Here is an 11,950-nt window from a genome sequence, read left to right on the forward strand (position 1 = left end):
GCTGCGACGGACCTGTGTATCGATATGAATTTGAGGGGCGCGAGGCGCCTTTATTCAGCAGCGAGTGCTGATTTTCCGTTGAATTCATCCAATATCGCCTCAGCACAATCGCGACCGTCTTTGATTGCCCAAACGACCAATGATGCGCCACGCACGATATCACCAACGGCGTAAACTCCGTCGGCCTCTGTACGGCCTGTTGTGAAATCAGCCTTTACAGTTCCCCAGCGGGTCACCGGCAGATCAGGACAATCCCAGATCGTTGGCAAATCTTCAGCCTCAAATCCAAGCGCCATGATCACCAGATCAGCGTCTTCAACATAGTCTGCGCCTTCGATTACTTCGGGCGCTTGGCGGCCTGTTGCATCGGGCTGACCCAAACGCATCTTTTGAACCATCACGCCAGCGATCGGATCACCAGTAAAGCCCTTTGGCGCGCTCAACCATTCAAACACCACACCTTCTTCTTCGGCATTGGCGACTTCACGTTGGCTTCCTGGCATGTTCGCACGGTCACGACGATAGAGGCATTTAACGCTTTTTGCACCCTGACGAATGGAAGTGCGTACACAATCCATTGCTGTGTCACCGCCACCAATAACAACCACGTTCTTACCTTCAGCGTTTAGGCTACCGTCGGTGAACTCAGGGACATCATCGCCAAAGCTCTTTTTGTTGGACACCGTCAGGAAATCGAGCGCGGGAACGAGGCCTTGCACACCAACGCCCGGCGCTTGCAAATCGCGGCTTTTATACACACCCGTTGCGATGATCACCGCATCATGAGCCGAACGAACTTCTGCAAATGAGATATCTTCGCCAACAGCGCAGTTCAGTTTAAAGGTCACGCCGCCCTGCTCAAGCTGCTCGTTCCGACGCATGACGATGTCTTTTTCAAGCTTGAAGCCCGGAATTCCGTAGGTCATCAGACCACCCGCGCGGTCATAACGGTCATAAACCGTGACCTGAACACCAGAACGACGCAGGAAGTCAGCCGCCGCAAGGCCGCCGGGACCAGCACCGATAATTCCGACACTCTCGGTTCGCTCAGATGGTGCAGTGATTGGCTTAACCCAACCCTGTTCCCATGCGGTGTCAGTGATATATTTCTCTACCGACCCAATGGTGACAGTCCCATGTCCGGAACTTTCAATAACGCAATTACCTTCGCACAGGCGATCCTGCGGACAGATGCGGCCACAAATTTCTGGGAATGTATTGGTTGCTTGAGACACCTCATAGGCTTCTTGCAAACGCCCCTCAGCGGTTAGACGCAACCAATCCGGAATGTTGTTGTGCAACGGGCAGTGGCTTTGGCAATAAGGCACACCACACTGGCTACAACGGCTGGACTGTTCCTTAGCCTTTGCGTCGGCATACTCTGCATAAATCTCGTTAAAATCTTCACGACGTAAGTTCGGCGGCCGTTTTTCCGGCATGTCCCGCTCAACGCTGGTGAATTTCAACATAGGTTGCTTTGCCATGGTGCAAGTTCCTTAAATCCCGTCTGAGCGCCTTGGATACTCCAAGCCAAATGGAATTAAAAGTCAGTATTACTGACCTATATATAACTTTTTTCGCCCCAACCTTAGAAACCCCCACCGCACAGGTCCAATTTAAGGTCCGGTTCGAACCTTAAAGGTCAAAAGCCGCTGATAAGAAAGACTAAAGCCAAAGACCCTACAATGATGCGCCACCAGCCAAATAATGCGTACCCATTGCGGCTGACGTAACCCAGCAACCACTTGACCACTAAAACTGCACTAATAAAGGCCATAACAAAGCCAACCGCGATTTCACCCATCGCAGAAGTGTCTAGCACATCACGATTCTTATAGAGGTCATATGCAAAGGCACCCGCCATCGTTGGCATGGATAAAAAGAACGAAAACTCTGCCGCAGCGCGCTTGCTTGCACCTAACATCAACGCACCAACGATTGTGGCGCCAGATCGTGAAACGCCGGGCACCATCGCAAGGCACTGGATAAATCCGATCTTGATCGCCATCGGAATAGGTAGCTTCATCGCGTCATCATAGACAGGTTCGGGCGCGAAACGGTCTACAAAGACCAATACAATACCGCCTAAGATCAGCATCACAGCGATAAGCATTGGCGTCTCGAACAGAACTTCTTTGATGAAACCATGCGCCATCACACCGATGAACACCGCTGGCAAAAAGGCCAGCAGCACAGACCAGATAAAACGCTGCGCTTGTGGATCGGAAGGAGCGGCGGCAAACACCGAAATCAAACGTGCAGAGTACAATGTAAGGATGGCCAAAACGGCACCCAACTGGATAACAACCTCAAAGGTTTTACCTGCAGATTCGAAGCCCAAAAAATGCCCTGCAAGCAGGACATGTCCCGTAGAGGAAACGGGGATGAACTCAGTCAGCCCCTCTAGCAAGCCTAGAAAGGCCGCAACAATCGTGGTGTTCTCCATCAGCTGGAGCGCAGGTTGCTTGCTGATTCCTTTATAGCGTCATACTGGCCGGATGGGCGGAAGCGCCACAGGTACTCCGGCAGGACAGACGCCATCGTGACAGGGGCAATACCCAACGTCTCAAAGGTTTGAGCACCTTCAGAAACCACATTGTCATTGGCCAAGTTTTTAACCTGATCACGTGTGACCATGCCATTCTTGATCAATCCACCGGATGCGGCTTGAAGCATATCAAAACTAAACGCCATAATCCGTGCGGCAAAAAACGGGATATTCAAAACCAAACGCCGGCGTCGGATCACCTGCAACATCTGCTCCATCAACTCGCGAAAGCTCATCTTTACCGGGCCGCCCAACTCATAGACGCCTGAGGCATTCCCCAGCACACCCATAACGGCAGCTTGGGCAACATCATCCACATAAACTGGTTGGAACTGCGTATTCGCACCCACTACCGGTAGAACCGGACCAAAGCGTGCCATCCCGGCAAAGCGGTTAAAGAAGCTATCTTCCGAACCGAACACAACAGAAGGCCGCAAAATCATTGCATCCGGCTGATGCTCAAGCACGGCAGCTTCGCCTTCGGCTTTGGTTCGTGCGTATTCGCTATCGCTATCAGCGTCGGCACCGATAGCCGACAATTGAACCATACGTGTGATGCCCGCTTCAGCTGCTAGTCTTGCAATCCGCGCAGCACCTTCGGACTGAACGGCGTCAAACGTATTTTTGCCAGCCTCAGCCAGAACGCCTACACAGTTCACAACTGCATCCGCGCCTTTCATGACTGACGCAACAGAGGCGTCATCACGAATATTGCACAAAACAGGTTCAACCTGCCCAACAACGCCGTAGGTTTTCACAAAGATCGCTTCGTTGGGGCGCCGCACCGCGACTCGCACGCGCCAGCCCTCTTTGGCCATCCGGCGCGCAATGTAGCGCCCGACAAAACCAGAACCACCATAGATCGTAACCAGCTTAGACATGATGTATACCCTCAACGATTGTCCCGCATGGGTGTACCCCCCCAAAGCCATGCAAACAAGGCTCAAAAATCGCTCGGACATAGCAGAACAAAAGAACTTCACTTTCTATCTTGAAATGCAATTGACTCCTAGTGTTCCCCACCTTAGATGCAGCTCTCACAAGGTGTGCCCAGGTGGCGGAATGGTAGACGCGCTAGCTTCAGGTGCTAGTACTGGCAACGGTGTGGAGGTTCGAGTCCTCTTCTGGGCACCAATTTTTCCGTAAATATGAATAAAGATCAATATATTACGGATACCACCTGAGATGTTACCCACGCTACCGACCACCTTTCACACTTTGAGCTTGCAGATCGAAGTGTCGCATCAGGTGCGCGTTGCTGTTGTCGAATGGGAAGATGATATAAACTGCGCGTGCAGGTTGGATATTATCCCTAACAGCTGTTCCCGTATCACGATGTCACCACAAGTCATGTTCAAAAAGCCGCAATCGGCTTGTAGAGTGTGAAAACCGATCCAAACCAGACATTTAGATTGCAATTCGAATGCAACTGTGCAGCCCGCGCTGCACGTCCCAGTTCTATGGTATCTCTTGTATACCAATACGTTTTAGGGGTTACCTTTCTATGTCAAACCCACCCCCAAACCAACGTAACGCGTGCCGCTACGTAGCATCTCCAACGCCACCTTAGCGGCTACAACTTTCACTCAATGCTTCTGTCTGCTTCAGGCACTGTTCCACTGCCTCATCAGCCCTATCTGGTGGGTAACGCCACTTTCTTAACGCCCAACGAACTAGATTGCGCAGTTTCGCTCTTACGCTGTCACGAACTTGCCAATCAACAGTGGTCCTTTTCTTATGCTATGCTGTCACATGCTTGGCGCGTTCTCGAAGGTCGTTATCTCCAAGTTCTTTCACTGCCGATTCATTTTGATTCAGCGATCTGTAATTGGCTATTTCATCCGGATTTAGACCAGATTTTTCAGCTAGCTCCGCATCCTCAGCCATATCTTTAGCCATCTGAATCAGTTCTTCTATCACTTGAGCTGTTTCAATTGCGCGGTTGTGATACTTGCGAAGGGTTTCCAATATTCTGTCTGAGTACTTTTTCTCCGACACAACATCGGTTTTCATACGGGCCTTCACTTCATCGCGTAGCAAGCGCTCCAGCAAGTCGACAGCCAGGTTCTTTTCTTCAAGCTTAGCAACATCATCCATGAATTCCGGGGACAACAATCCAATGTTTGGCCTATCGAACCCGACCAAATGGAAAATGTCATCGACACCATCGGCAACAATCGCATTGTCAATTATCTGCTTCAAAGCAGAGTTTTTCGCTTCATCTGTCCGGCGCTTGTCGACAGTTGTAAATTTTGTGATCGCGTTTTTGACTGCGCTCAGAAAAGCTATTTCTCTCTTGATTGGGGCGACTTCGTCCATAGTACTACACAGGGTGTACGCCATGCCGATAGCCGCCTTAACATCCAGAAAACGCCGTTTGCCATCAAGGTTATTGCTGTCCTCCTGCGCGCCCTGAATGTGGTTCATCGCCCCCGGAAGCAATTGCATAGCATTCTGTTTAAAGCCGCTATAATCCAAACCATGTAAAATTACGCGAACCACATCCACCTTCTCCAAAAGAACAGAATATGTCTCATGCGTGTCACGACTGGGTTTATAGTCATATCCTACATCCGCAAACCAAGAGAGGCACATTTTTCTAGTTGGTCTTCACTAATCCAGCTCATGTTAAAAATCTTTCAACCTTTCCACAGCCATATCCAACGCGAGGTTCAAGTATTTCTCTTCGAAGGTGTGATCCTCTGCGGAATACCAAATGGGACGTATTTACAGCCCATTTAGGCGTGCTTCTTTTTGATTTTTTGTTTCTCTTCTATTTGGCAAAGACATCAAAACAAAGTGGTCAGAGACATCAAAATCAGAATCTTTCATGACCTCTGAAAAAGCTCAAGTGTCTTATCTGTGTCATACTTCAGCCCAAGAACAACAAAGAGCTTTTAAAATAATCTGCCTCAGAGCCTTAGGGAGCAGCTTGGTAAAGTCTAAGGGGAACCATATGCTTGGTCATACTGCTCTGATGTAAAGACACAAGTCTCATGATCTTCAGTGTCACCATGAAGCTTTAGCAAACATCGCTCACCTTTGATCAGCTTCGTTGAAAACTTGTTGCCTTCTTGACGCCAATGCATGCAGCCAGTGATGTGGCCTTTACCTAATACCGTTTCTATCAACGGATCAAAATTCGTTGTTACAATGCAGCCATCGCACAAGTTTTAAAGCAGGTTTATTGCGCCGACCGGCGCCTCCACCAGGCAATCGTCCGTCTGCAAACTTATTTCTAATATAGCTTTTGAATTGTGCATGTTCAGCGTCCCACAAGTCCTGTGCCACATTGAAATAGTCGCAGTCGGCAATTTTGACCTTAATTGCTGCCGCATCGATATCATCAATTCGGCCCAGAATCTCTTCAAGCGCCGCCTCCATAAGGGATAACTCGAAGATAACGACATCCCGGCTCCGACGAACGGAACAATTCTCTTTCGTTTGATTGAAGAAACCAAGCCCTTGAAAACAGGCTTTAGCTCATTTTGCCTAATAAATCCAATCGCCACTTCATGATGCTTGAATAGGCAAAACTCAATTTCCTCATAGTAGGTGTTTCGATCCATCCAAAAAATGCGCTTCGCTTCACTCGTATGAATATTCTTCTCTATCAGGCAAAAGGCCGTTTATTTCTAATTGGCTCTCCGTCATTCAATCTTTGATGAATGTCGTCATTTTTTCAAATATGCGCTTTGCAGTGCGGTTACGACACTTTTAATGACTTTTTACTGCTTGAAACCCATTCTCTGCTCATTGAGTCACCTCACCGGTAACCTTGATCTCTCCGCTCAGGAGCTTGGGTAACAAGCCATCCTGAATCGCAGATAATGAAATATTTTCTTTTTCAAACGTAAAACATTGTTCATACAACGGAGCAAAAACCCACATAAAACTCTGAAGCACTGCGTCGCGCGGATATGGGGCGAGCAAACGTTTCATATCAGCGACGGTGACGTGACCAAACCCAGTGGCCTCCTTGTCCTGAGCGGTGGCAATTAGAACGGGCTTCATATTTTTGAGTAAGTAAAAATGCAAAATACTTCGGTTCATCTGAAGAAAAGTTGAGCCTGAATATGTGCTGGTTTAACCTCGTGATGCTGAGCTTTGTTCACCGGAACTACGCAATCTGCATGACGGTGTTGGACGACAAACTCAGGATTTGCGCACTGCGTTTACCATATCAAACTCCCGTCACGTCACATCCAAAGAGGCCGCCTAACTGTACTGTACCCCCGCTACGAAACGGAAAAGTCATCTATAAAGAAAAAGTGATCTTCAGTGAGCTGCGTGGAGTCCACGTTATCCAATTGAATTGTGTTCCCATTCCCATCGCTTATCAACGCGTGTCCGCCATTATGGCTCAAATGGGTCGAAACAAGGTCTTCGAAATTTGCGATGCTGGTGATCAATATCAAGTTTATGACATCTCCGTCTGGGCCTAGCGTAAAGTCGGATACATCATCTTGACCAAATTGCCCGTCAAATACAAATACGTCTTCACCAGCACCACCGTTAAGCCTGTCATTCCCATCGCGACCATGCAGCACGTCATCTCCGAGATGTCCCCAGATATGGTTGTCTCCACTGTCGCCTCTCAAGGTGTCGTTGAATCCGGAACCGAACATGTTCTCGACCAAGTCGAACTGATCCCCCGCCGCTTCTCCCCTGTTGACGCTCTCGTATTGCAAATCGGCCTTAACGGCGATCTCCGCCAAATGATACTGCGCACGGTCGATACCAGCACCCCCATTAATTATGTCTGCTCCCAATCCACCAAGCAAAATATCATTTCCTGCACCGCCATCCAGCTGGTCATTGCCTGCTTCCCCAAACAAAGTGTCATTGCCAGCTTCCCCGAGAAGGACATCAACTCCGTTACCGCCATACAGCTTATCATTGCCATCTTGGCCTTGAAGCGCGTCATTCCCATCGCGACCATACAGCTCGTCATCTCCGAGATGTCCCCAGATATGGTTGTCTCCACTGTCGCCCCTCAAGGTGTCGTTGAATCTGGAGCCGAACAGGTTCTCGACCAAGTCGAACTGATCCCCTGCCGCTTCTCCCTTGTTGGCGCTCTCGATTTGTAAATCGGCCTCAACGGCGGACACAGCCAAATGATACTGCGCACGGTCGATACCAGCGCCCCCATTAATTATGTCTGCTCCCAATCCACCAAGCAGAATATCATTTCCCGCACCGCCATCCAGCTGGTCATTGCCTACTTCCCCGAACAAAGTGTCATTGCCAGCTTCCCCGCGGAGGTCATCAATTCCGTCACCGCCATACAGCTTATCATTGCCCGCACCACCAAACAAAGTATCAGCCCCGTCACCACCATAAGCAACATCACTACCTGATCCCAGATCGACCCGATCGTTGCCGCCGTTTGCTACGACCGTATCATTCCCATCATGGGTCGAGACAACATCGTCATGAATTGTCAGCGTTAGATTATCCTTAATGCCGTTAAACATGTCCGTATCTAGATTAAGCCCGTGCCCTGTCACCACGTTGATTTCGACGAATTCATAGGACTCAAGGGTGATATCGACATCACTTGTCAGGTTCGTGATCACCTCAATTGAGGCTTCCGCGTTAGCATTTATCAGATTGGCCGCCAGAATATCATCAGCCGAGTCAGAGTTACTCAGGGCAGTAGTACCTTCGTTGCGAATAACGGTCGCGTAAACAAAACTACCCGCTGACATTAAGCTTGATATATCCAAGTCTAGATCAAGTTGGTCATAAATGCCGCTCGCATAGACAACATGATAATCATTGTTCTTGGCACCCGTCCCCTGAAACGTATGCGAGTAACCTGCAAAATCGCCATTTCCATCAAGGAAAGCAGCGCCGTACCCATGATTGGACACCAATTCTGTGTCGATCAATGTTGTGGCCATGAGCTGGTACCAATAGCCTGTTGGAAGAATAAGGGACCCATAATCTGTCGGAAGAGTATCTCCGGCTTGTTTCGCGAGGGTTGCTCGTCCACGGGAACCGCCTGCAATCGTTGACCAAATCATAGCCGTATCGACACCATGCCCGATTATATCTCCAAAGCCTCGCGTCAGCGCTGCTAGGCGGGCAAAACCGTAAACGGCATTACCTCCAGTATATACAAAATCCGCTGATGCAGCTTCGCTCACATTCCACTCTGTGATAATTGTATCAAGATCATAATCGCCCCATACTTTTTCTAAACTCTCTAAGCGGTCTTCCACCGCTACGATCTGGGACAAATCTTTCTCTTTAGGGCTATAATATATGTGTGTAAGGATTCCATCCACATCACTCAGATCTGGATCAGAGTTCGAATTGGGCTTGAATGCATTAAGAAATATTTCGTTTGCCTCAGCAAAAGATGTTGGGACATCTTTTATTTTTTTAGCTGATTGAATATAAATCTCAGCACCCTCACCATTCCCATCAATCACGCCACTTCCGTCAATCGCGTCACTCACCCATTCGACAAACTGCGCCTGAAGTTCTGCGAATTCTGAAAACGTCCAAGCAAAATCAGATTGATAAAATTCATTACCGATCTCAAATCCTTGAATGGTCACTCCTTTAGCTTCGGCTGTTTCCAGTACTAATTCAACATAGTCCTTAATTATCGTCTCTGCGTCAGGATCTACCGGGCTAGTACTTGCATCAGTGCCATCCACAAAATACCTATATGTCGGCAATACGATGGTCGCGCCTTGGCCATTTCTTGCGCAATAATCCAAAAAATCTCTGAGGATATCTGCGTGAGCACTACTTTCTATGTCAAACCTTCGAATCGAAGTCCCTTCCTCGTCTGACACATGGTATTCGGCCACTGTTCCACCAGGAAATCGCAATGTTTGAACATTAACTGCATCATTAATGACGTCATAGAGACTCCCCTCAGTCGGATCATCCTTCCCAAAAAGGAAATTGGAACCGAAGTGGTTCGCCGTGACAGACACGGGTTGGTCAGGTGCATTTAACAGAGTTGGCAAAGAAGTAACGACGGGCATAATTTCACTCCTTGGTTGGACTAACGTTCCGCTTCGCTACTGTCGCGTGGGAGCATCAAAATAATTCATCTACTTTTAGTTGAATTTAGTTTTAAAAATACCCAAGTCAACTATTTACCACCGAATTGATCAAGAAATAGAGCTACTGGATAATTCGTGTTTTCTACGTTTGGATGCACAAAAATACCCTGTTCAAAAATACCCCATACCAGACCTTCTATTAACCTCTCTGCGCCAACGAAGATGGAACAGGATGCTACAGATGAAAAATCACGCGCGGTGCGGCTTTTTTCGCGCACAGCTATCGTCCACAAAAGAAAAATCCCCTTGGCATTTACAAAACTATGTGGCCTTTGGATTGAAACATCTGCCATCAACCGTATCATCTTGGATGGGTACACCTGCTGGCCAAAACGCTGACGACAATCCAACTGAAATGACATCAAAAACCAGTTTAGATTTTTCCAGAAATCGAAAAACTGGACGCATTAAGGTAAGAAATAAAAATGTCAGATAACGACTTTGACTTAATCGTTGTGGGTGCGGGCATCGTCGGCATGTCGACGGCTCTTTGGGCCCAGAAGGAAGGTTTAAAGACCTTAATCTGTGATCCAAATCCGGCAGGTTCGGGCACCACATACGGCTCGGCCTGCACCATAGCAACCTACGCATGTGTACCAGTAAATCACCCCTCAATATTTAGGTCACTTCCCAATCTCCTGACCAGCCCGGAAAGCCCGCTGAGCTTTAACATTGGGCATGGATTGCGAAACCCGCGATGGATGCTTTCGTTTTTGAATAATTGCCGTCCACAGCGTGTAAAACACATCAGTGAAGCGCTGGGTCGGTTCTTGATCCATTCCGACGACGGCTTGAACCCGCTGATAAAGGAGGCGGGGGCTGAAGACTTGGTCATCAATAATGACTGTCTTTATGTTTGGTCCACCCAATCGGGATTTGAAAGTGCGCGGGACAGCAATGCTATGCGCGCATCGCAGGGTGTGTCCTTTGATGAGCTTACGGCGCAAGACGTTCGCGGGCTGGAGCCAAATCTGCAGCAACCAATCCACCGTGGATTACGTTTCAAGGGTGCGCGCCATATCAGCAGCCCGCAAGAGCTGGTCAGCCGAATGCAAACACGATTTGAAGCGCTAGGCGGTACGTACCTTCCCCACAGCGTTACGCGCAGCGAACCTGATACCGCGGGTGTAACTGCGTTTCTAAGCGATGGCAGTCAGATGCGCGGCGGACATCTGGCGTTAACGGCTGGCGCACGGTCGCGTCAAATCACGGGAACGGGTGCAGAGCATCTGCCACTGGGAACCGAACGCGGTTACCACGTGCTCTATCGCGACTTCGGCAACCTTGTTTCGCGCCCCGTTGGGTGGGCCGAGGCCGGATTTTACGCAACACCAATGGCTGACGGTTTACGCGTTGCAGGAACTGTTGAAATTAACGCAATTGATGCGCCGTTTAGTACTGAGCGCACTGATTATCTGCATCGCAAATCTGAGGAAATGTTTGGTCCCCTGAGTGTACCTGACGACACGTGGTTAGGGCACCGCCCTACAATGCCGGATTCGCTGCCAGTCATTGGTCCCTCAAAAGCATCCGACCGCGTTATTTTGGCATTTGGACATCAACACATCGGGCTAACTTTGGGAGGTGTAACAGGGAAGATTGTTGTGGACCTTGCACAAGGGCGCACCCCCTCTGTTGATATTCAGGAATTTTCGGCGCTTCGGTTTTAGGGAAAACAACCCTGTACTATGCTGATCATCACTCGACCCGTTTTAACGTTGTTACGATCTCTTTTTCCGAGGTTCCGTTGTGTACCAATCGAAAAACCAAATTCAAACCGTCATCCGTTAACGTGCGATGAAACTCCTGCAATTCATATTCGCCGTGTTCATTGATGAATAACGAAAATAAGGACAGTGTATCCCCTTCAAACCGCGCCCAGACAAAAGGCTCACCTTGAAGCGGGTCTAAAGGCGTTGCTTTGCCAAACACGTTTGTCTTCATCGCTGATTTATAGATGTTTTCCCGGTTACTTGGGATGAATTCGATGGTGTAGGTTTTCGCTTTTGTTCGGCCATCACCTTTGTAGGTAACCGACGTCCAACTCAGCTCAAAACCCTTTTTGGTCGCCTTGATCGTCGTACTCATGTCGCGCTTTGTTGTTACACCTTCAAAAACAAATTGCGCTTCGCCTTCATAAGTACCCTCAAAATCGTCGATACTCGCTGCGAAGGAGGCAAACGGGCACAAAATGAAAAGCGCAAGAAGCAGATGGCGAAATTTGAGTACGATATTTTTCATGAGCTAGTCCTAACTGATCAAACGGCTTTAGCCAATAAATTGACCCTAAATCTTCAACAAACTGGGAACAATA

The 11,950-nt window shown here is 48.7% G+C and carries 10 protein-coding genes, 1 tRNA gene and 1 pseudogene; 2 read left to right on the forward strand and 10 right to left on the reverse strand.

All coding sequences use genetic code 11. The features are described from left to right. Positions 1–50 precede the first annotated feature (50 nt). The 3 genes from V7775_RS04625 to V7775_RS04635 all read right to left on the reverse strand — a co-directional run bounded on the left by V7775_RS04625 (position 51) and on the right by V7775_RS04635 (position 3,429). Entirely contained in the window at positions 51–1,484 is a 1,434-nt protein-coding gene (locus tag V7775_RS04625) for an NAD(P)-dependent oxidoreductase (RefSeq protein WP_335750681.1), read from the reverse strand. A gap of 158 nt (positions 1,485–1,642) precedes the next feature. Then, positions 1,643–2,446: an undecaprenyl-diphosphate phosphatase gene (locus V7775_RS04630; RefSeq protein ID WP_443070079.1), complete on the reverse strand. Its 804-nt coding sequence runs from the start codon at positions 2,444–2,446 to the stop codon at positions 1,643–1,645. Then, entirely contained in the window at positions 2,446–3,429 is a 984-nt protein-coding gene (locus tag V7775_RS04635; protein WP_335750682.1) for a complex I NDUFA9 subunit family protein, read from the reverse strand. Before V7775_RS04635 ends, V7775_RS04630 begins: the two co-directional genes overlap by 1 nt. 167 nt (positions 3,430–3,596) lie before the next feature. Between V7775_RS04635 and V7775_RS04640 the strand changes: the two genes are divergently transcribed. Beyond that, positions 3,597–3,682 (forward strand) — tRNA-Leu (locus tag V7775_RS04640). A gap of 432 nt (positions 3,683–4,114) precedes the next feature. Here V7775_RS04640 and V7775_RS04645 read toward each other — a convergent pair. The 6 genes and pseudogenes from V7775_RS04645 to V7775_RS04665 form a co-directional block, all read right to left on the reverse strand. Next, positions 4,115–5,143, reverse strand: a pseudogene (locus V7775_RS04645) (DUF3387 domain-containing protein). A 347-nt stretch (positions 5,144–5,490) separates the two neighbouring features. Further along, on the reverse strand, positions 5,491–5,718 hold the full coding sequence (locus tag V7775_RS24700) for an SIR2 family protein (RefSeq protein WP_443070080.1): 228 nt from the start codon (positions 5,716–5,718) through the stop codon (positions 5,491–5,493). Continuing rightward, entirely contained in the window at positions 5,684–5,932 is a 249-nt protein-coding gene (locus tag V7775_RS04650; RefSeq protein WP_335750683.1) for a hypothetical protein, read from the reverse strand. The genes V7775_RS24700 and V7775_RS04650 overlap by 35 nt, the downstream gene beginning before the upstream one ends. Before the next feature lie 369 nt (positions 5,933–6,301). Continuing rightward, on the reverse strand, positions 6,302–6,601 hold the full coding sequence (locus tag V7775_RS04655; RefSeq protein WP_335750684.1) for a hypothetical protein: 300 nt from the start codon (positions 6,599–6,601) through the stop codon (positions 6,302–6,304). A gap of 185 nt (positions 6,602–6,786) precedes the next feature. Next, positions 6,787–9,555 carry a calcium-binding protein gene (locus V7775_RS04660; protein ID WP_335750685.1) on the reverse strand — a complete coding sequence of 923 codons (2,769 nt, stop codon included), beginning with the start codon at positions 9,553–9,555 and terminating at the stop codon, positions 6,787–6,789. A 110-nt stretch (positions 9,556–9,665) separates the two neighbouring features. Beyond that, positions 9,666–9,929, reverse strand: coding sequence for a hypothetical protein (locus tag V7775_RS04665; protein ID WP_335750686.1), 264 nt, complete (start codon positions 9,927–9,929; stop codon positions 9,666–9,668). 132 nt (positions 9,930–10,061) lie between these two features. On the opposite strand from V7775_RS04665, the gene V7775_RS04670 reads away from it, so the two are divergent. Next, positions 10,062–11,306: an NAD(P)/FAD-dependent oxidoreductase gene (locus V7775_RS04670; protein WP_335750687.1), complete on the forward strand. Its 1,245-nt coding sequence runs from the start codon at positions 10,062–10,064 to the stop codon at positions 11,304–11,306. Positions 11,307–11,334: 28 nt separating this feature from the next. Here the strand turns inward: V7775_RS04670 and V7775_RS04675 are convergent, their stop codons facing one another. Beyond that, the gene (locus V7775_RS04675; RefSeq protein WP_335750688.1) at positions 11,335–11,877 is read right to left on the reverse strand and encodes a hypothetical protein; all 543 of its coding nucleotides are present in this window, start codon (positions 11,875–11,877) and stop codon (positions 11,335–11,337) included. Between the last annotated feature and the right edge of the window lie 73 nt (positions 11,878–11,950).

The sequence above is a fragment of the Sulfitobacter sp. genome (genome assembly GCF_036960155.1).
In the GTDB taxonomy this organism is placed as follows: domain Bacteria; phylum Pseudomonadota; class Alphaproteobacteria; order Rhodobacterales; family Rhodobacteraceae; genus Sulfitobacter.

What these genes read in the sequence shown, in the direction of transcription:
- V7775_RS04625 (WP_335750681.1), bottom strand. Translation starts at nt 1,484, where the DNA reads ATGGCAAAGCAACCTATGTTGAAATTCACCAGCGTTGAGCGGGACATG.
- V7775_RS04630 (WP_443070079.1), bottom strand. Translation starts at nt 2,446, where the DNA reads ATGGAGAACACCACGATTGTTGCGGCCTTTCTAGGCTTGCTAGAGGGG.
- V7775_RS04635 (WP_335750682.1), bottom strand. Translation starts at nt 3,429, where the DNA reads ATGTCTAAGCTGGTTACGATCTATGGTGGTTCTGGTTTTGTCGGGCGC.
- V7775_RS04650 (WP_335750683.1), bottom strand. Translation starts at nt 5,932, where the DNA reads ATGGAGGCGGCGCTTGAAGAGATTCTGGGCCGAATTGATGATATCGAT.
- V7775_RS04655 (WP_335750684.1), bottom strand. Translation starts at nt 6,601, where the DNA reads ATGAACCGAAGTATTTTGCATTTTTACTTACTCAAAAATATGAAGCCC.
- V7775_RS04660 (WP_335750685.1), bottom strand. Translation starts at nt 9,555, where the DNA reads ATGCCCGTCGTTACTTCTTTGCCAACTCTGTTAAATGCACCTGACCAA.
- V7775_RS04665 (WP_335750686.1), bottom strand. Translation starts at nt 9,929, where the DNA reads ATGGCAGATGTTTCAATCCAAAGGCCACATAGTTTTGTAAATGCCAAG.
- V7775_RS04670 (WP_335750687.1), top strand. Translation starts at nt 10,062, where the DNA reads ATGTCAGATAACGACTTTGACTTAATCGTTGTGGGTGCGGGCATCGTC.
- V7775_RS04675 (WP_335750688.1), bottom strand. Translation starts at nt 11,877, where the DNA reads ATGAAAAATATCGTACTCAAATTTCGCCATCTGCTTCTTGCGCTTTTC.